Annotated in this window: 12 protein-coding genes, 1 pseudogene and 1 riboswitch; of the genes and pseudogenes, 7 read left to right on the top strand and 6 right to left on the bottom strand. The window is 44.0% G+C overall.

What is annotated here, in order from left to right:
- Positions 1–85: 85 nt before the first annotated feature.
- Positions 86–496, top strand: coding sequence for a VOC family protein (locus AC6RV6_RS20290; RefSeq protein ID WP_500242696.1), 411 nt, complete (start codon positions 86–88; stop codon positions 494–496).
- Positions 497–604: 108 nt separating this feature from the next.
- Here AC6RV6_RS20290 and AC6RV6_RS20285 read toward each other — a convergent pair whose 3' ends face one another.
- The 3 genes from AC6RV6_RS20285 to AC6RV6_RS20275 all read right to left on the bottom strand — a co-directional run bounded on the left by AC6RV6_RS20285 (position 605) and on the right by AC6RV6_RS20275 (position 2,728).
- Positions 605–1,582, bottom strand: a complete 978-nt coding sequence (locus AC6RV6_RS20285) for an SMP-30/gluconolactonase/LRE family protein (RefSeq protein ID WP_500242695.1) — start codon at positions 1,580–1,582, stop codon at positions 605–607.
- A gap of 79 nt (positions 1,583–1,661) precedes the next feature.
- Positions 1,662–2,519, bottom strand: a complete 858-nt coding sequence (locus AC6RV6_RS20280; RefSeq protein ID WP_500242694.1) for an AraC family transcriptional regulator — start codon at positions 2,517–2,519, stop codon at positions 1,662–1,664.
- Positions 2,520–2,527: 8 nt separating this feature from the next.
- The gene (locus AC6RV6_RS20275; protein ID WP_500242693.1) at positions 2,528–2,728 is read right to left on the bottom strand and encodes a hypothetical protein; all 201 of its coding nucleotides are present in this window, start codon (positions 2,726–2,728) and stop codon (positions 2,528–2,530) included.
- A 66-nt stretch (positions 2,729–2,794) separates the two neighbouring features.
- Between AC6RV6_RS20275 and gloB the strand changes: the two genes are divergently transcribed.
- From gloB to thiC, 4 genes are all read left to right on the top strand, one after another.
- Positions 2,795–3,568 carry a hydroxyacylglutathione hydrolase gene (gene gloB, locus AC6RV6_RS20270; RefSeq protein WP_500242692.1) on the top strand — a complete coding sequence of 258 codons (774 nt, stop codon included), beginning with the start codon at positions 2,795–2,797 and terminating at the stop codon, positions 3,566–3,568.
- 85 nt (positions 3,569–3,653) lie between these two features.
- On the top strand, positions 3,654–4,112 hold the full coding sequence (rplI, locus tag AC6RV6_RS20265) for a 50S ribosomal protein L9 (protein ID WP_500242691.1): 459 nt from the start codon (positions 3,654–3,656) through the stop codon (positions 4,110–4,112).
- A gap of 160 nt (positions 4,113–4,272) precedes the next feature.
- Positions 4,273–4,821, top strand: a complete 549-nt coding sequence (locus tag AC6RV6_RS20260) for a ferric uptake regulation protein (RefSeq protein ID WP_500242690.1) — start codon at positions 4,273–4,275, stop codon at positions 4,819–4,821.
- A 70-nt stretch (positions 4,822–4,891) separates the two neighbouring features.
- Positions 4,892–4,986, top strand: a riboswitch (TPP riboswitch).
- A gap of 8 nt (positions 4,987–4,994) precedes the next feature.
- On the top strand, positions 4,995–6,380 hold the full coding sequence (gene thiC, locus AC6RV6_RS20255) for a phosphomethylpyrimidine synthase (RefSeq protein WP_500242689.1): 1,386 nt from the start codon (positions 4,995–4,997) through the stop codon (positions 6,378–6,380).
- A gap of 238 nt (positions 6,381–6,618) precedes the next feature.
- Here thiC and cdaA read toward each other — a convergent pair whose 3' ends face one another.
- Together cdaA and lysA are read right to left on the bottom strand one after the other, a co-directional pair.
- Entirely contained in the window at positions 6,619–7,497 is an 879-nt protein-coding gene (gene cdaA, locus AC6RV6_RS20250; protein ID WP_500242688.1) for a diadenylate cyclase CdaA, read from the bottom strand.
- A 106-nt stretch (positions 7,498–7,603) separates the two neighbouring features.
- The gene (gene lysA / locus AC6RV6_RS20245) at positions 7,604–9,001 is read right to left on the bottom strand and encodes a diaminopimelate decarboxylase (RefSeq protein ID WP_500242734.1); all 1,398 of its coding nucleotides are present in this window, start codon (positions 8,999–9,001) and stop codon (positions 7,604–7,606) included.
- Between the two features lie 728 nt (positions 9,002–9,729).
- Between lysA and AC6RV6_RS20240 the strand changes: the two genes are divergently transcribed.
- Positions 9,730–14,529 carry a GAF domain-containing protein gene (locus tag AC6RV6_RS20240; protein WP_500242687.1) on the top strand — a complete coding sequence of 1,600 codons (4,800 nt, stop codon included), beginning with the start codon at positions 9,730–9,732 and terminating at the stop codon, positions 14,527–14,529.
- 48 nt (positions 14,530–14,577) lie between these two features.
- Positions 14,578–19,329, top strand: a complete 4,752-nt coding sequence (locus AC6RV6_RS20235) for a hybrid sensor histidine kinase/response regulator (protein WP_500242686.1) — start codon at positions 14,578–14,580, stop codon at positions 19,327–19,329.
- Between the two features lie 151 nt (positions 19,330–19,480).
- On the opposite strand, the pseudogene AC6RV6_RS20230 reads toward AC6RV6_RS20235, so the two are convergent.
- A pseudogene (locus tag AC6RV6_RS20230) lies at positions 19,481–20,048 on the bottom strand (hypothetical protein); the annotation flags it as partial.

The following is a 20,048-nucleotide window of genomic DNA, read 5'->3' as shown; positions in this document are numbered from 1 at the left end:
ATCTCCTTTTCTCTTTCTTAGTTGATATTTTTGTATTAGTCTGTCATAATCGATCCTTGATTATTCCTTGATGGAAATGAAAAAAATGGACGAAAATCCCAGTATTCTCAATCATATCTCAATTGGGGTCAGCGATCTCGATCGCGCCCGTACTTTTTACGATGCGACTCTAGCACCGTTAGGCTGTCGTCGCATTGAAGAGATGGAATTTGCCACATCTTGGGGAAAGGTATTCCCAGAATTTTGGATCGGTTTGCCTTTAAATCAAGAAAAAGCCAGTGCGGGAAATGGGGTTCATATCGCCCTTACGGCACCCAGTCAAGAAGCCGTTGATGCCTTTTTTAAAGCAGCTTTAGAACACGGAGGAATATCCGACGGCGAACCCGGAATTCGTCCCTATGCACCGGGTTATTATGCAGCTTATGTTTTCGATCCCGATGGCAATAAAATTGAGGCAATGTATATGCCCAATATGGGAGCAGAATATCTGCAATAATAGCTTGTAAAACCATGATTTGAGGGTTGAGTTGTCCTCTTCCCTTTTTTTATGGATTTGAAAAATGCGATCGCCTAATTTTTCCTCCGTGTCATTAAATTTCTCGACTTAAAAATCCCCGTGAATTCCAACATCAAGACGAACAACTTCTGCGGGAACAATTCCTGTTGATGGAGGCAGAAACATCCCTCCATTCGTCACAATATAAATACTGGTTCGATCGCTCTCTCGATGCCCAAATGCAATAGCCGTACTTCCCGTAACTCCTTGTTCTGCTGTGGCAATTGTGGCGATCGCACTATCGGGAGAAATTCGCACCACGCTATTAAAAATGTGAGTTGCTCCATATAGGTTTCCCTCGCGATCGAAGGCAAAATCATCAATGACTACATTCTCGAGAAAAATTTCCGGTTTCCCTGCTGAAAAATCTCGTTGCAAGGGAATTTTTACTAAATGCGCCTTGTCTGAATTAGAGGCATATAAGACCCCCGAAAATATCTTTAGTCCATTGACCCCCGGAGTCATATTTTCAGACATCGATCGCTCCAGAAAAGGGTGTTCCAGCCAGATTTTCACCTCTCCTCGACGGGCATCCAATTCCCAGATCGCCCCGCGATAAGAGTCAGCGATAAGATAGCGATCGCCTGTCAATTTGGTTAACCCATTGAGAAACATCGCCTCGGGCAAATGTGCCAAAATTTTGACGCTACCTCGACGAGAAACTTTAAAAATACTGGGAATGCCCGTTTCATCCCATCCTGTCACTAAAAGTGCACCGCGATCGCCCCAAGCTAACCCAACAATCTTACCGCTAATTTCTGCATGAATAGATTGAGTTCCATTGGGATGCAAGCGAAGAATTTTGCCCTCCTCGTGACTGGTAATAAAAAGTGTGCCATCACCATCAATCGCAATGCTTTCTAAAAAAGTATTGATGGGAAAACGAGCAATAGAATGTACCGGTGCTAATTCTTGGGGCGTATTTTCATAGAGTGGGGGCAAATTTTGTGCTAAAGCGCGATCGGAAAAATTCGCAATTTGTAAGATTCCTAAAGATAATGCTGCTGTTAAAGCGATCGATTTCATTGATTTCATTCCTCACGATGTTGTGTAAATCATTCTGAAAGAAGGAGGAAACAAAAATCTTGAAGGTTCTTGCGCTTTTTTAGAAGATTTGTGCGATAAAAGCCTTAGGAGTCATTCCGACCCACTGTTTAAAATGGCGCGTCAAATGGCTTTGATCGGCAAATCCAACCTGTTTCGCGACTTCTGCGATCGCCCATCTTCGGGTTGCTAACAATCTTTTTGCTTCTTCAATACGACAGCAAATGAGATATTGATGGGGGGCAAGTCCCGTTTCTTGGCGAAAGAGACGGGAGAAATGATAGGGACTCAAACAGGCAATTCCTGCAAGTTCTGCAATTGTTATTTTTTGGTCGAGGCGATCGCGCAAATAATCGATAACTTTTTTCATACGAGAATTGGGAAATCGATCCGAATGTGAAGGGACTTGAGATGGAAAAACCGAATAATTGCGAAGTAAATGAATAACGAGTAAATTGGTTAGAGATTCAAGAGATAACGATTCGTCTAATTCTGAAGTTTTGAGTTCTTGTAATAATGATTGTCCTAAATAATGGGTGTGAAAATCTGGCTTGCCAAATTGGTTAATCAGTTCAATATTGTCGTTCAGATCTGAAGCTCTGGCAATTTGTGTTATGAGTTGAGGTGAGAAAGAAATAGTTAAAACATTGGCACAATGATTCCACTGCCATTGACGCGGCTCTCCTGCTGGCGTTAAAGTCATATATCCCGAGGCGATCGCGGCTTTATCTTCTCCTCCATCTCTTTGTCGAAATAAGTTTCCCCCTTCTCCTAAATTCAAAGTCATAATGTGATGAGGAAGTGCTGAAAACTCCACCTCATTCGGTTGAAAATTATACTGTGCGATCGCTATTTGACCCCCCAGAATTTCTCGGGCTAACATTGGCGGTGCGATCGATTCTTGCGACTCAATGGACATGGCTGGAATTATTCAGGATCGACAGAGTGAATTTTTCCCATTTGGAAACTATCAAAAATTTGGTTGATTTTCTTGCGATCGCGATCGCTAACCGCCAGATCCGATAAAAACAGACTGACTAATTGAAAATGCTCGCGCCGAGTCAAGCGACCCGTTTTGAGAATTTGCTCGAGGGGAAATTGGGAATTAGTGGAAACTCGCTCTGGCATCGTTCTACACCCGTTCGCTTTGATGATAATGGCAATATTATTTAAAGTAAAGAATATTTTTCTCTCATGCAAGTTATTCGTATTCCCGTCCTCTCTGACAACTATATTTTTCTGCTCCACGACGCACCCCGAAATATTGCCGCTGTCGTCGATCCTGCGCTAGCACGTCCTGTATTGCAGCAACTTAACAGCCTCAATGCCCAACTTGTAGCGATTTTTCACACTCACCACCATTGGGATCACATCGGTGGAAATCAAGAACTTTTGCACCACTTTCCCAATTTGCGAGTGTATGGGGGTGCTGAGGATCGCGGTCGTCTCCCCGGACAGCAAATATTTTTAAAAGATGGCGATCGCGTAGATTTTGGCGATCGCACGGCAGAGGTGTTTTTTGTCCCCGGCCATACCCGCGCCCATATTGCTTACTATTTTCCGCCTCGCAAAGCAGACGAAACAGGAGAGCTTTTTTGTGGCGATACTTTATTTGCAGGAGGGTGCGGGCGATTATCTGAAGGCACGCCCGCACAAATGGTGAATTCCCTCGGAAAATTGCGAAATTTGCCCGACAAGACCCGGATCTGGTGCGCTCACGAATATACCTTGAATAATCTCAAATTTGCCCTAACTGTCGAACCTCACAATAGCGAACTAAAAACCCGTTATGCAAAAGTTAAAGCCATGCGATCGCGCCAAGAACCCACAATTCCTTCTGCGATCGGCATCGAAAAACAAACTAACCCTTTCTTACGCTGGGATAAACTGGAAATCCAGCAAGCAATGGGAACAAAGGATAAAGTGAAAACCTTTGCTCGCCTGCGAGGGAAAAAAGATTTATTTTGAACAACTTTGAGAAAAAACTCGATTGCATTGTAATATAGAAGATTGCGACCAAATTGTAGAAAAAATTTTAGATTGACGGAGAATTATGGCCAAGCGCGTACAAGTTGTCTTAAATCGAGATGTCAGCAAACTCGGCAAAAATGGCGATGTCGTTGATGTTGCTCCAGGGTATGCCCGCAATTATCTCGTTCCCCAAGGAATTGCCATGCGAGCGACTCCCGGTATCATTAAAATGGTGGAACAAAGAAGAGAGAAAGAGCGCCAGCGCTTACTCGAAATCAAGCAACAAGCCGAAGCCCGCAAGACAGCCTTAGCGACGGTAGGACGCTTGGTTATTCGCAAGCAAGCTGGAGAAGAGAAAGCCATTTTTGGGACGGTGACGGCGCAAGATGTCGCCGATGCCATCCAAGAAAGAGCCGGTCAGGAGGTTGACAAGCGCGATATTACTATTCCCGACATTCGCAAACTGGGCAATTATCAAGTCGAACTCAAACTGCACGCAGAAGTCACGGCAATGGTTGAAATTGAAGTTGCACCCTTGTAGAAGCGTCTGGGGAATTGAGGTTTCACGAGTGCTTAAGTCATCTTCCTCATTCCTCGATCGCTCATTAGGTAATTGACTAAGATTCTCAATTAGTAAAAATAGTTGAAAATGACTGGGAAAACGGCCTATTATTTTCAATAGGTCGCTCTTTCTGAGAATCATGTTGCCTTATACCGCGAAGACCCTCAAAGCCGAACTCAATTCTCGAGGTTGGCGTTTAACGCCACAACGGGAGAAAATCCTGCACGTTTTCCAGAATTTACCCCGGGGAAATCATTTAAGTGCAGAAGAACTTTTTCAAGTTTTAGAGCAGCGTGGCGAAGCAATCAGCCTGTCTACGATTTATCGCAGTGTTAAACTCATGGCGCGGATGGGAATTTTACGAGAATTAGAACTTGCAGAAGGTCACAAGCATTATGAACTCAATCAACCCTATCCCCATCATCATCACCACATGGTGTGTATTCAATGCAATAAAACCATTGAATTCAATAATGATTCGATTTTAAAACAAAGTCTCAAACAGGCAGAAAAAGAAGGATTTCAGTTGATTGATTGCCAATTAACCGTCATGACAATTTGCCCGGAAGCCCTGCGTTTGGGCTGGCCGTCAGCTTTGCCGAGTAATTGGTCCTGTTCGCGATCGATTTCTGAGGGGTATGAAAGAGAGACAAATTATGCAACCAGCGATCGCGCCGAGGAAGAATAGAATTTCTGGGCAATTTGGTTAAAATTCTTAAATGTTAGGCGTTTCTGTTCTGAGCGATGATAGTATTCCTTTTTTAAGCTAGGGGTGCCCGAACACCGGGCTGAGAAAGACCCTTAGAACCTGAGACTGGTTAGCACCAGCGTAGGGAAGCTGTAATTACGAGGAAATTCTATATGCGGACAGAATGGGTTGCCAAACGGCGCGGTCAAGGAAACGTGACTCAAATGCACTATGCTCGTCAGGGTACGATTACTGAAGAGATGCACTACGTCGCCAAACGGGAAAACCTGCCTCCGGATTTGATTCGGGAAGAAGTGGCGCGGGGACGGATGATTATCCCTGCAAATATTAATCATCCCAACCTCGAGCCAATGGCCATCGGCATTGCATCTAAGTGCAAAGTGAATGCAAATATCGGCGCGTCTCCTAATTCTTCTAACTTAGAAGAAGAAGTAGATAAGTTAAATTTGGCGGTTAAATACGGCGCGGATACGGTGATGGATCTCTCCACGGGTGGCGGGGATCTCGACATCATCCGCACGGCTATTATTAAGGCTTCTCCTGTTCCCATCGGTACGGTGCCCATTTATCAAGCTATGGAAAGCGTACATGGATCGATTGAAAAACTCAAACCCGAGGATTTTCTGCATATTATCGAAAAACACGCCCAACAGGGGGTGGACTATATGACCATTCATGCGGGCATTTTAATCGAGCATTTACCTTTAGTGCGCGATCGCATTACGGGCATTGTTTCTCGCGGGGGAGGAATTATCGCCCGGTGGATGCTGCATCATCATAAGCAAAACCCCCTTTACACCCATTTCGATGAAATTATCGAAATCTTTAAAAAGTATGATGTTTCCTTCAGTTTGGGAGATTCTCTGCGTCCGGGTTGTACCCACGACGCATCCGACGACGCACAATTGGCAGAGTTAAAAACCCTCGGACAATTGACTCGTCGGGCGTGGGAACATGACGTACAGGTGATGGTAGAAGGTCCCGGTCACGTACCCATGGATCAGATCGAGTTTAATGTTAAGAAACAGATGGAAGAGTGTTCCGAAGCGCCTTTCTACGTCCTTGGTCCTTTGGTGACAGATATTGCCCCCGGATACGATCATATTACATCCGCGATCGGGGCGGCGATGGCGGGATGGTACGGAACGGCGATGCTCTGTTATGTGACTCCCAAGGAACATTTAGGCTTGCCGGATGCCGAAGATGTCCGTAACGGGTTAATTGCCTATAAAATTGCTGCTCATGCTGCGGATATTGCCCGCCAGCGTCCGGGTGCGCGCGATCGCGATGACGAACTCTCGGCAGCGCGGTATAACTTCGATTGGAATCGTCAATTTGAACTCTCTCTCGATCCCGATCGCGCTCGAGAATATCACGACGAAACCTTACCCGCCGATATCTATAAAACGGCTGAATTCTGCTCCATGTGCGGACCCAAGTTCTGCCCAATGCAAACCAAGGTTGATGCCGATGCCCTCACGGAATTGGAGAAATTCTTAGCCAAGGAAAAGGAAACTGTAGGGGTTTCTCAGGGATAAAGGTCAGTTCGTTATCTCAATTATGACAGGTTAAACGAGAGATATAAACCCTCGAGTTTAACTTGTCATCTTGATTGGTAAAACACCATTTGACCAAAAAGAAAAGGTCTCAAATCTCCCACTTTAGATTTTTGATGCTATCGGGAAAGATTGTTTAAAAATGGGTTGGCCAGAAGGATTTCGCAAAATTTTGCCTTCTTTATTGTTCGAGTCCCGTTCTTAACTCTTAACTCCTCCATCAACTTCCAAACAAGCGCTGAAATAACGCCCGTCCTTGAGCGCCCAGCCGACGACTCAAGCGTCCGATATTGGGGGTTGTATCTCGCTCTACAGAAGTTGAAAATCTCTGCTCTAATAACTCTTTTAATTTACTGCTCGTTAATGGTCGATTTAAACTCCGTCCTTCAGCCAAAGAAATCGATCCCGTCTCCTCCGAAACTACGAGACACAAACAATTATCGACGCGTTCCGTAATGCCCATTGCTGCTCGGTGACGAGTTCCCAACTGACGAGAGGCCACGCGTTCTGAGAGGGGTAAAATAATTGAGGCGGCAACGATGCGAGAACCGCGAATTTGTACTGCCCCATCATGTAAAAGCGTACTGGTTTGAAAAATAGTTTGGAGGATTTCCTTAGAGATTTCTGCATCTAAAGGAACCCCCGACACTGAAAAAAAGCGATCGTCAATGGGATCGCCTGTCTCCATGATAATCAGCGCCCCCGTGCGATTTTGCGAGAGTTCCTTAATGGCATCCACAATTTTATCAATAGTATTTTCCTGCTCGGGAACGAAACGATGAGAAGTTTGAAAAACGTGTAAAAGATCCCCACGTCCGAGTTTTTCTAAAAACTGACGAAATTCTGATTGAAAAACCACGGCCATTGCGACTGCCGACCCTAAAACCAATCGTTCCAACACAAAACTTAAATGCGGTAACATGAGTTTTTCACTCACAACAGCCGCCAGCATAAGGACAATTAACCCTCTGACCATCCAGAGAGTCCGCCGTTCCCCGATCGCAAGGAGAACTAAATAGGTCAACAGGAGAACGAGGCCAATATCAATAATTTCGAGTAACCAAGGAGAAATTGCGTTCGGGTCAACCAGAAAACCCATTGATAATTAATATTTAATAATCGATCGTGAATAGAGATTTGGGAGCAGAAGATTTTTAATTTCAGAACTTAAGGGAGGAGAATGATCGGCGCTCCTCCCAACAGGTTTAATCCTCAATCAGGTGCTTGGGCAGTCGGTCTTGACGAATTAAATCTGCATAAGTTTCCCGTTCCAAGATTAAATGGGCTTTTCCTTCCTTCGCGATCGCGGCGGCGGGACGAGCAATGCGATTATAGTTAGAAGCCATGCTGTAATTGTAGGCTCCCGTTGCCAAAACCACCAAGACATCTCCGGCTCGGGTTGCGGGCAGTTGGGCATCTTTAATGACGACATCTCCCGACTCGCAATGCTTTCCCGCAACGGTGACGGTTTCTGCGATCGGAGCCGACATGCGATTGGCGAGGACAGTCCGATACACTGATTGATAAGTGATAGGTCGCGGGTTATCCGACATGCCTCCATCTACAGCAACATAAGTTCGCATTTCTGGGATTTCTTTGCGACTGCCGACAGTATAAGCGGTCACGCAAGAGGACCCGATAAGAGATCGTCCGGGTTCGCACATGAGTTTCGGTAAGGGTAAATTGTGAGTTTCACAAGCATGAGCAACGGCACGACAGGCAGCACCGACCCATTCTTCAATACTGGGAGGATCGTCGGCTTCGGTGTAGCAAATGCCTAAACCGCCACCAATATTTAAGGCTTTGACCGATAACCCTGCCGCGATCGCGCTTTGCAACCATTCCACCATTACCCCGCCTAAATCTTGATGTGGTTGGCGCTCGAAGATTTGCGAACCAATATGGGCGTGCAGTCCGATAAAATCCAGTTGGGGGCGATCGCGAATCCAAGCAAATACCTCGGATAATTGATTGGGATCGAAGCCAAACTTACTATCGATATGTCCCGTGCGAATATATTCGTGGGTATGACATTCAATACCCGGGGTCAGCCGCACCATAATAGGAACGGGAGTCTTGGCGGTCGCAGTCTCGGCGAGCATCTCTAATTCCAGCCAATTATCGACCATGACCGTACAGCCTTCACGATAGGCATATTGCAATTCTTCTAAGGACTTATTATTGCCGTGAAAATAGATGCGATCGGCACTGACTCCCGCTTGTCGAGTCGTATATAATTCCCCCCCAGAAACCACGTCAAATCCCAATCCTTCACTGGCAATGACGGCACAAACCGCTAGACAACTCCAAGCTTTAGAGGCGTAAATGACCTCAGATTCCCCGGCATAGTGACGGATAAATGCCTCGCGATACTGACGGCAGGTCGTTCTCAGGGTTTGCTCGTCTAAAATATAAAGAGGGGAACCAAATTCTGCTAGTAATTCCGTGACATCGCAACCACCGATTTCTAAATGGTCGCGATCGTTGACGCGAGCGGTTAGGGGGGCAAGAATCTGATTGGGGGAGATTACGCCTTCATCCTCTGAGGGACGTTGCAAATATTGCAAACTTGTATTTTCAATTTTAGGCTGGGTTAAGAGCATACGTGGATTTTGACGATTTTGTACGGTGTATTTGAGAGCCAGATCGCGATCTCGACTCAAAGTTTTAGGCAGCGCGATCGCTAATGATTTTTTGCCAAGGGAAATTTTATCTTTGGCAATTCAATAACACATTCTCTCTACTTTAATAATTTTCGAGACTTTTATGGGGTTTCTCGAAAACAAGAGTCATGATTGAATCGCGTTTTATTCTGACTCTAAAAGAGGCTTGATTTTCGACGCGAATCAAAAATAGGAAGTGAGTCTCGCAAAGCGAACTCGGGTGATGGGGTCGGTTTCGTAGCATTCCTCCAAAGTAACATCGGTAAAAACCTCTTTATCCAGCCAATGCGATTGATTACAATTATTCTAATCGATACGATAACTAATTTCGCGATCGCAATGCCCTCCTTGCCATCATCTGCGATCGCGCCAATGAAGGCGATCTACTTAACTTAGACCCTTTTCTGACCGCTAAAGTGGGAGGCTTGAAACCTTAATTATTTTGGTCAAGCAAAATATATTCGGCAAGTCCGTGCGAGTCGTTCCTAAATTTTTTTAAGAATTCAGAAACCAATGGTCAACCTCGCACATTGTCAAAACTGCTTAAAATTTATTGACAGAGTGAAAATTGTGCCTCTAGAGCGAGTCGTGCCACAATAGGAGAACGATTAATCTTCCTAGCCGAAAAAACTAAAACCGGAAATTTCTTAAATTAATCCTTATTTCCCATGACAGCGATTTCCTCTAACCGTTCGACTCCCGATCCCAATATCGTTAATGGAGCGAGTAGCCCGTCAGATGGCGAAACTCCTGCCAAAATTGCGCCCCCGAGCCTAGAACGAGAATTCGAGCAACTACGCCAACAACTCGCCCGAGTGCAAGACCAGATGCGCCAGTCTCGCGATCGCAATACTCTCCTCGCTATTACTTGCGATCGCCTGCGAGAACTCCTGCAAGCCTCCCGGGTGTTGGTGTATCGCTTCACCAGCGAAAGTCAAGGAAACGCGATCGCGGAAGCCATCGAACGAGGTTGGACTCCCACCCTCGGGGAAATGATACCTGCGACTTTTTTCGGAGGCGATCGCCAACAGGATTACGATATCGTCGATTGCATGGCCATCGACTACATTGCCAGCACAAAAGTTACCCCTTATCAACTGCAACTCCTCGAAAAACACCAAGTCCGCGCCGGACTTAGTTGCCCGATCCGTATAGGGAGCATGGTTTGGGGGCTGCTCTCCGTTCAACAGTGCAATGAGGCGCGGCGCTGGAGTCAAAGCGAGATTGGCATTCTCGAACAAGTTACCACGGCTCTCGCTCTCAATTTAGTCGGCTATCAATTCCAAGAAGAAATCGAGCGCCAGCAAATCCGTGAAAATGCTTCTACCAAAGTCATTACCCGCATTCGCCGCTCCCTCGATATCAAAACCATCTTTCAAACCACTACCCAAGAAGTCCGTCAGTTATTGAAAGCCGATCGCGTGGGAATTTATCGCTTTAACACGGATTGGAGTGGCAAATTCGTCGCAGAATCTGTCGGTGCGGGCTGGTCTTCCCTCATGCAAAACCCCGTCGATCCGGAACTTTTGCGGGAGAATAGCGAAGATTGCAATCTCAAATTGATGGTGGAAGGCAGCGATCGCAATGGGCGAGGAGAAATTGTTGATACTTATCTAGAACAAACAAAAGGGGGAGGTTATACGAAAGGACAAAAGTACCGCGTTGCCAATAATATTTATGAGAAAAATTTTCCGGCTTGTTATATTGAACTCCTAGAGCGCATTCAAGCGCGAGCTTATTTAACTGTTGGCATTTATCAAGGTACGAAACTGTGGGGACTGCTGGCAACGTATCAATGCTCCGCCCCGCGCACTTGGGAACAAGGGGAAATTCGCCTACTGGTACAAATTGCCGAGCAGTTAGGAGTCGCCCTGCAACAGGCTTCTACCCTTCGCCAACAGCGCTTGCAAGCTGACAAGCTAAAAAAGGCTGTCGATCGCGAAAAAACTGTGGCGCTAACCGTCGATCGCATCAAACAATCCACTGATACGCAAACAGTCTTTCGGGTAGCAACAGAGTCCATTCGCAAACTGTTGAAGAGCGATCGCGTCGTTGTTTATCGTTTTAAGCCGGACTGGAGAGGGGAATTCGTCGCCGAATCCGTAGGAGAAGGTTGGATATCCCTTGCGACAGCACAAAGCACAGATTCCGTGATTCTTGCAGGAACGAAAGATAATATTGACACGGAAGGTTGCACTATCAAACAAATGCAGGTACAAGAATTAGCCGCACGCGATACTTATTTGAAAAACACGAAAGGTGGAACCTATCGAACAGGAGATAAATACCGAGCTTGCAACGATATTTACAAAGCAAATTTTCCGGGCTGTTATATCGATCTGCTGGAAAGTTTTCAAGCACGTGCTTACGTCACCGTGCCGATCTTTTTAGGGAATCAATTATGGGGATTGTTAGCCAATTATCAATGTTCGGGAGCGAGAATTTGGGGGCAAGAAGAAATCGATCTTGTGGTGAATTTGGGTTCTCAATTAGGTCTAGCTTTGCAACGCGCTGAAGATATGGAACAGGTGCGATCGCAAACAAAAAAGTTAGAAGAAGCCATTCAACGAGAACGAACTTTAGCTTTAATTGGCGATCGCATCAAACAAACGCAAAATACCCAAGCAATTTTTGATATTGCCACTCGAGAAGTCCGTCAATTACTGCAAGCCGATCGTGTGGGAATTTATCGCTTTAACACGGATTGGAGTGGGGAATTTATCGCCGAGTCTGTGACTGGAGGTTGGAAGTCTTTGTTACGAGAACAAATTGAAAATGAAAGCCTCTTAGAAGGGACAAAAATTAACATTGATACAGAAGGTTGTACGGTTAAGGAAATGGCAACTCGCGATCTCATGAGCAAAGATACTTATTTGGAGCGCACCCAAGGCGGAACCTATAAAACAGGAGATAAATATCGAGTTTGTAATGATATTTATAACGCAAATTTTCCTCGCTGTTATCTTGACTTATTAGAACGATTTCAGGCACAAGCCTACGTCACGGTACCGATTTTCCTCGGTCAAAAACTTTGGGGACTGATGGCGACATATCAATGTTCCGATCCGAGGCAATGGAGTCCAGAAGAAATTAATCTTGTGGTGAATTTGGGTTCTCAATTAGGGATTGCCTTACAACGAGCGCAAGATTTAGAACGAGTACAAGCTCAAGCAAAAAAATTAGAAGAAGCGGTAAAACGGGAACGGACTTTAGCTTTAATTAGCGATCGCATCAAACAGTCCCAAGATACTGACGATATTTTTAAAATTGCTACCAGTGAAATTCGCCAACTCTTGAACGCCGATCGCGTAGGGATTTATCGTTTTAATGAAGATTGGAGCGGAGAATTTGTCGCCGAAGCTGTCATCGGAAATTGGAAGTCTTTGTTACGAGAACAATATGAAAATGACAGTTTATTAGAAGCTACAAAAATTAATATCGATACAGAAGGCTGTACGGTTAAGGAAATGGCAACTCGCGATCTTATCACTAAAGACACTTATTTAGAACGCACGCGAGGAGGAACTTATAAGACTGGAGATAAATATCGTGCTTGCAACGATGTTCGAGAGTCTGGTTTTCCGCGCTGTTATCTCGAACTCTTAGAGCGATTTCAAGCTCGTGCTTATGTTACTGTACCGATTTTTCTCGGGGAAAAACTCTGGGGCTTGATGGCAACCTATCAATGTTCGAGTCCGAGACAATGGAATGAGGAGGAAATTAACCTCGTCACTAACCTCGGATCTCAATTGGGGATTGCTTTACAACGAGGACAAGATTTGCAACGGGTTAAAGCTCAAACCCGAAAACTGGAACAAGCGATTGAACGAGAACGAGCGATCGCCACCATTAGCGATCGCATCAAACAGTCCCAAGATATCGCCACTATTTTTAAAATTGCCACGCGAGAAGCCCGCAAGATATTTAATAGCGATCGGGTAGGAGTCTATCGTTTTAATGAGGATTGGAGTGGGGAATTTATCGCCGAATCTGTCAAGGCAGAATGGTTGCCTCTTTTGAGCGTGCAGACAGAAGATATCACTCTCCTCGAAAAAACCAAAGCTAATATCGATACGGAAGGCTGCACGATTAAGCAAATGCAGGTGCGCCAACTTGCTTCTCGCGATACTTATTTACAGGATACGGAAGGCGGAACTTATCGCAAAGGAGAACAATTTCGCGCCTCTAACGATATCTATAATTCGGGCTTCTCTCCCTGTTATCTCGAACTCTTGGAAAGTTTTCAGGCACGCGCTTATATCACCGTGCCGATTTTTCTCGGGGAGAAGCTCTGGGGCTTGATGGCTAACTATCAATGTTCGGGACCGAGGCAGTGGGATAGTGAAGAGATTCAAGTGATGGTACAGTTGGGATCTCAATTAGGTCTGGCTTTGCAAAGAGCAGAAGATTTAGAACAACTGCGCCAACAAGCACGAAAGTTGGAAGAGTCGGCACAACGGGAAAAAGAAGCGCGGGAATTGCTACAACGTCGGGCAATTCAATTATTAATGGCAGTGCGCCCAGCTTTGGAAGGCGATTTGACCGTCCGCGCCCCTCTCTCAGAAGATGAATTGGGCACGATCGCCGATGTTTATAACAATACCTTGCAAAGTCTGCGAAAGATTGTCATGCAGGTGCAAAACGTAACGGCAGAGGTCGCCCAAAGCTCAACCGGTAGCGATACGCAAATTCGCAAGCTGGCAGTACAGGCACAACAACAAACCCGAGAGCTAAATATTGCCCTCGATGAAGTACAGCAGATGGTGAACTCGTCCAAAAATGTAGGAGCGAATGCCCGAGCGATCGAACAAGCCGTACAGAATGCCAACGAGACAGTTAAATCGGGAAATTCGGCGATGAGCCGCACCGTAGAAGGGATTTTAGCAATTCGGGATACTGTGGCAGAAACCTCACAGAAGATCCGGGAACTCAGTGAATCTTCTCAGAAGATCGATCGCGTGGTTAATCTCATTGGGGACTTTGCCACTCAAACTCAATTGCTTTCCCTCAATGCAGCGATCGAGGCAACTCGGGCGGGAGAATATGGCAAAGGCTTTGCGGTGGTTGCCGATGAAGTGCGATCGCTCGCACGACAATCTGCCAATGCAACCTCGGAAATCTCCAATTTAGTCGCAGAAATTCGCCAGCAAACCGGGGAAGCGATCGCCGTCACTGAGTCGGCAATTTCGCGCGTGAGTGCTGGGACGACATTGGTGGAAGAAACCAAGGGAAATTTGAATGCGATCGCGGCAGCAACCGCTCAGATCGGCCAATTGGTGGAAGATATTACCGAAGCAACTCAAGCACAACTCGAGCGATCGCAGTCTGTTACGGAAACAATGCGAGCAGTTGCTGACATTTCTAACAGTACTTCGGAGGAGTCGGTAGAACTTTCGGAAACCTTCCAAAATTCTCTAGCAACCGCACAGCAATTACAAGAAGTCGTGAAACAATTTAAAGTGAATTAAACTAACGAACAGCGAACAATTTATTGCATTGGTAATCGGTGATTAAAAATGTCTGAGCTAAAAGAACTGGATCTGCAAAAACTCGCTGGCAAAATGGCAAGCGCACTCTGGTCTTCTGTTAAAAAATGGGATTATTTTACCCAAGATACAGTCGGGCGAGAAATGGCTAAAGCTGCGGATACTCTTTGGGGAGAAGAACATCAAAATGGTCAAACTATATCTATTTCAATTGAAGAAGAAGAAGAAATTCCCCATCACTCATCATCAAAATCAATCGCTATTTCCTTTGATGACGAGGAAGAAATCGAAACCGAACCGAGGGGATTTTCAGCAGACATTCCTTGGGAAGAAAGTCAAACTGGAGAACGCGATTGTATTTCTGAATCCAATCTGCAAAATGGACAAGAAATAAGAGAAGAAGATATTTTTGCTGTACCTTCCCTAGAAATTTCTTTTGATAATGAAGTCGAAACCGAGCCGAGAAGGTTTTCAGTAGATATTCCTTGGGAAGAAAGTCAAACTAGAGAACGCGATCGCCATTCTAAATCCAATTTGGAAAATGGACAAGAAATAAGAGAAGAAGATATTTTTGCTGTACCTTCCCTAGAAATTTCTTTCGATGATGATGAAGAAGAAATCGAAACCGAGCCAAGAGAACTTTCAGCAGATATTCCTTGGGAAGAACATCAAACTAGAGAACGCGATCGCCATTCTAAATCCAATTTGGAAAATGGACAAGAGATAAAAGAAGTCGATATTTTTGCTGTACCTTCCCTAGAAATTTCTTTCGATGATGATGAAGAAGAAATCGAAACTGATTCGAGTATGCAAAGTTTGCAAACATTAGAAGAAGAAGAGATTTTTTCTTTTCCTGTTTCTATCGCACTGGATTTTGGCGATCGCGAAGAAGAAATTGAAACAGACAGCAACATAAAAACATTCCCAGATCCAATTTTCACCCCCCCAACAATGGAGAATCAGCCCTCATCTAAGCCTTCAAACCCTAATCCCTCACCACCTCGATCTTCACAACCTTTACGAAACCCAGAAGGTTATGAATACTTTTTGAGCGAAGCCAGAGAGTTATTAACTGAAATCGAGCAGCAATTATTTGCGCTCACTCCAGAAGCCAGTACAAATGAGATTTATGGTTTAATGCGAGCCACTCATACTCTCAAAGGTGCTTCTGCCAATGTAGGATGCGAAACAATTAAAATCATTGCTCACAATTTAGAAGATGTCTTTCGGGCAATGCTTGCGCCTGAAGCCATTATCGACCAAGAGTTAGAATCCATGCTGTTTGAAGGCTATGAATGCTTGAGACTGGCAATATCGGCAGAATTGGCCCCGTCGGAAGGCACCGATCTAGATGATGACCTCTTAAATCGTGCGGCAGACCTCTTTGTGCGATTTCAAGCCAAACTGGGAGATTGTTTCGATCATCAACCTCCTTTGCCCACCTCCGAAGAGCTAGGATTCGACCTCACTAAATCTATCTTTGAAGTTGGTGTCAATCAAAGAATAGAAGAATTAAAAGAACTTTTATCAAAGGGTGCAAATCAAGACGCGATCGCCACGACCCTCACCGAACAAGCCAATGTGTTTGTCGGATTGGGGGAATCCTTGGGGTTGCCGGGGTTTGGAGCGATCGCGACGGCAATTTTGGCAGCGATCGCAGCGCATCCCGAGGAGGCGATCGAGATTGCCCATCTTGCTTTAGAAGACCTCGAATGCGCCCAAAAATTGGTGTTAGAAGGCGATCGCGAGAGCGGAGGTCAACCCAGTAAACTGTTATTAGAATTGGCGAGAGAAACAACAACGACTACAGAAATCATACCGCAAGAAATCATACCGATTGAAGAGTTTGATGAGTTAGAAATAGGTCAAGATTTAGAAGATTTACTTGCGCCTTCAACGGTTGAAAATTCAACACTAATCCCGAACGAAGATCCATTTTCTTTTATCGATTCCGAGTCCCAGAGCGAGTCAGATTTAGAATTTAATCCCGATATAGGTTTAAATATTGTTGAAGAATTTCCGCTTATTTCTCCAGTAGAACGACAGGAATTAGAAGCGTCTTTTGAAGAATTAGAACTGCAAAATTCTCCAGAAGACGCGATCGAAGTTGATTTAGACGAACCCATTAATCTGATATCGGAACAAGAAGCCTTTTCAGACTCTGATTTTGAGAGGGAATTTGGAGAATTAGAACTGAGTGACGTATCTAGAGAATTAGAAAATACAGAAGTTAATCACTTGGAAACTGACGCGATCGCTCTTGAAGAAACCTTTGGCGATATTGAAAATCTGCCCGAAAATTTCGCTTTGGATGCACAAACCGAACAAACTTTAGACTTGGAGCTAGAAGCAGCGATCGCACCAGAAACGACTATAAAACCCGAAGGAGAACCAGATTTTATTCCCAGCAATATTTGGGATATTGACGATGAAAGGGCAGGGGAATTATTAGCCTCAGAACTCGATCTCGCAGAAGAAATTGCATTGGAAAATTTACCTATTGAAGAAGAAATTTTTCTGAGCGAACCGAAACCGCGATCGGCTTCACCAAATGCTCAAGAAATTCCTTCTCTCGAGGAAACTTTTGGTTCTGTCGATTTGCGAGACACTTTCAGCGATTTTCCTGAAGAATCCGAACCTATCTTTTTAGACGATCTTCCCAAGCCGGTAAAACCGCAACAGAACCCAGAAAAGCGATCGCAAATTACTCCTCAAATATCTGAAACTCTTGCACCGCCAAACCCTCCTCAAATTGAGTCCGGACTCCCTTCTCAACCGATCGCCAAAACCTTACGCATTAACCTCGAACAATTAGAACTCTTCAATCACCTCGTTGCTGAACTTTTAATCAATCAAAATCAACTTTCCTTAAGAGACGAACAATTTCAAACTGCTATCCAAAAATTAACGGATTGGATTCGACAACATCGATTAACTCTCAATCAATTACGAGATCTCGTGACTCACTCTCTCTCAAAACAAGGGAGCGATCGCAATGGTCATTACAAACAAGTTCATCCTTTACAAAAAGCGCTCTATTCTGCTTTAGAAGAGGCTTCACAAATTACGCAAGCAACCGAAGATATTAACTTATTAGCAAGAACAACCACCTCAACGATTGAACGAGAACAACGTTTATCGAACCAACTGCGAGATAACGTGCAAACCGCGAGAATGATTCCTTTAGAGAACCTTCTCAAGCGATTTCCACCGATGGTGAAACAACTTTCTTTTATTCATAAAAAATCGGTTAATTTGCAAATACAAGGCGGGCAAGTAATGGTTGATAAGACCATCATCGATAATCTTTATGATGCCTTACTACACCTCGTTCGCAATGCCTTCGATCACGGTATTGAGTCTCCTGAGATACGTCGTCAAAGAGGAAAATCAGAGATAGGAAATATTTTAATTCGTGCTTACAATCAAGGCAATCGTACTATTATTGAAGTCCGAGATGATGGGGAAGGATTGAATATTGAGAAAATTTGCCAGCAAGGAGTTAAAAAAGGATTGATCGGAGATCGCGAAGCAAAAGAAATTCAACACCTCCCTCAACCAGAAGCGAGATTACTCGATTTGTTATGTTCTCCCGGATTTTCTACAGCTTTTCGAGTTAGCGATCTCTCTGGACGCGGTGTCGGTTTAGATGTCGTGAAAACCCAACTCGAACAAATTAAAGGCAGTTTAAATGTTCAATCGATCCCGCAACAAGGCACCATTTTTTCCCTGCAAATTCGGGAATCTTTAATGAACGCAAGATTGCTGATTTGTCAAGCAGGGCGATCGGTTTATGGATTTGTTTCTAATGAAGTCGAACAAGTTTTAATTCCGGGAAAAAGAATCAGGCATTTAGCCGGTCAAAAGGTATTAGATTGGCAGCAAGAAGAACAAAATTTTACGATTCCCATTTACGAACTCGTCACCTTGTTTAATTATTCGCGATCGCTGCCTCAATGTCGAGGTTTAGCAGGAGGAGAATTTCAATACCAAGAACTCTCTCCTATTTTAACCACTGGGGAAAATGTCGCCCCTATTCTCTTATTAAAAGGGAGTGAAGGGTTTATTGCCTTGGAAGTCGATCGCGTTCTCGAAGAACAAGAATTAGTAATTAAACCTCTCTCCAATGCGATCGCACCTCCTGCTTATATTTATGGTTGCAGTATTCTTGCTGACGGTCGTTTAGCCTTAGTCATCGATGGATTTGCCTTAGTCGGACAATCGCAAAATAAAGAAGCGATCGCACCCAAAAATTTCCAGCCAAAAGAGAATTTTTCTGGAGAAAAAATCCAACTTCCCACAGAGTTATCGACACAAACTCTCGGACTGTATATTCCCGAATCTGACACAATGGAGAAAAAGTCAATTCCTAATTTACCTTCTTCTCCTATCGTTAGCAATCAACCTAAAGTTAAAACGATTTTAGTTATTGATGATTCTCTCACCGAACGTCAAACTTTAACCTTAATTTTACAGCGATCGGGATATCGCGTCTTACAGGCAAAGGATGGTTTGGAAGCATTAGAACAATTAAAAAGTGGGGAAACTATTCATGTTGCTCTTTGCGATATAGAAATGCCTCGCATGAATGGTTTAGAATTTTTAAGTGTTGTTAAACAAGATAAAACCTTGCCGAATATTCCCGCGATCGTTCTTACTTCTCGCAGTCAAGATAAGTTTAAACAAATTGCCCTAGAGTTGGGTGCTTATGCTTATTTAACGAAACCTTATCTGGAACGAGAAATCCTTGCAGTTATTACAGAAGCATTACAAACTGTCTAACAAAAAAATAATTAAATTTGATTCATTCTCTACATTCTAAATTCATGGGTAGAATTTGGTCTACGGTTAAAGTTTCGATTTGTTTCCAGATTGAGAGTTCATAGATAATTTCCTTCTTTATTGTTTTTAGTTAGTTGAATTGTTTAGGTCATTATTTTCTAAATAAATCTTCGGAAATGCCAAAGTGTGACTCTAATTGTTTCATATAAACATTGAGCTTTCGTAAAACATAATCGGCAATCTGGCCTGGTGTATTATCAATAGTGTAACAAAACTCTAAACAAATTAGTTTCTGTGTTGTATCTATTAATATATCTGGTCGAATATTTAAATAGGGATGTTTTTTTTCACTTTTAAAGTGAAAATTCGGTCGATCGTTAAAAATATCTTGTAAAGCGAGGCAAATAGCTTTGTTAAGACAGCGATCGCTTATTCGTTTTTCATTAATATCTTTATTGAGTTTGGTAAATGCCTGTTGTGCATTATTGAGAGCTTTACGGATCGATCCACTTTTGCGTTTACCGGGTCTAACAGAAGTACGAGATAATTGCAAACACAGAGGAGTCCGCTTAAGGGTATCTTTTGCTACTGACTTTCCAATCCAATGTTGTGGAACATTGTATTTATCTTCATCAAGAAAATCTTTTCGTGATATCTTAATTCCCTCAGTACAGGACAAAACTTGCAAAAAGGCATGGGAAGAGGGTTTGATAGAAATT

Source organism: Spirulina sp. LEGE 11439 (assembly GCF_059821285.1).
This window is presented reverse-complemented; position numbering and strand designations above follow the sequence as displayed.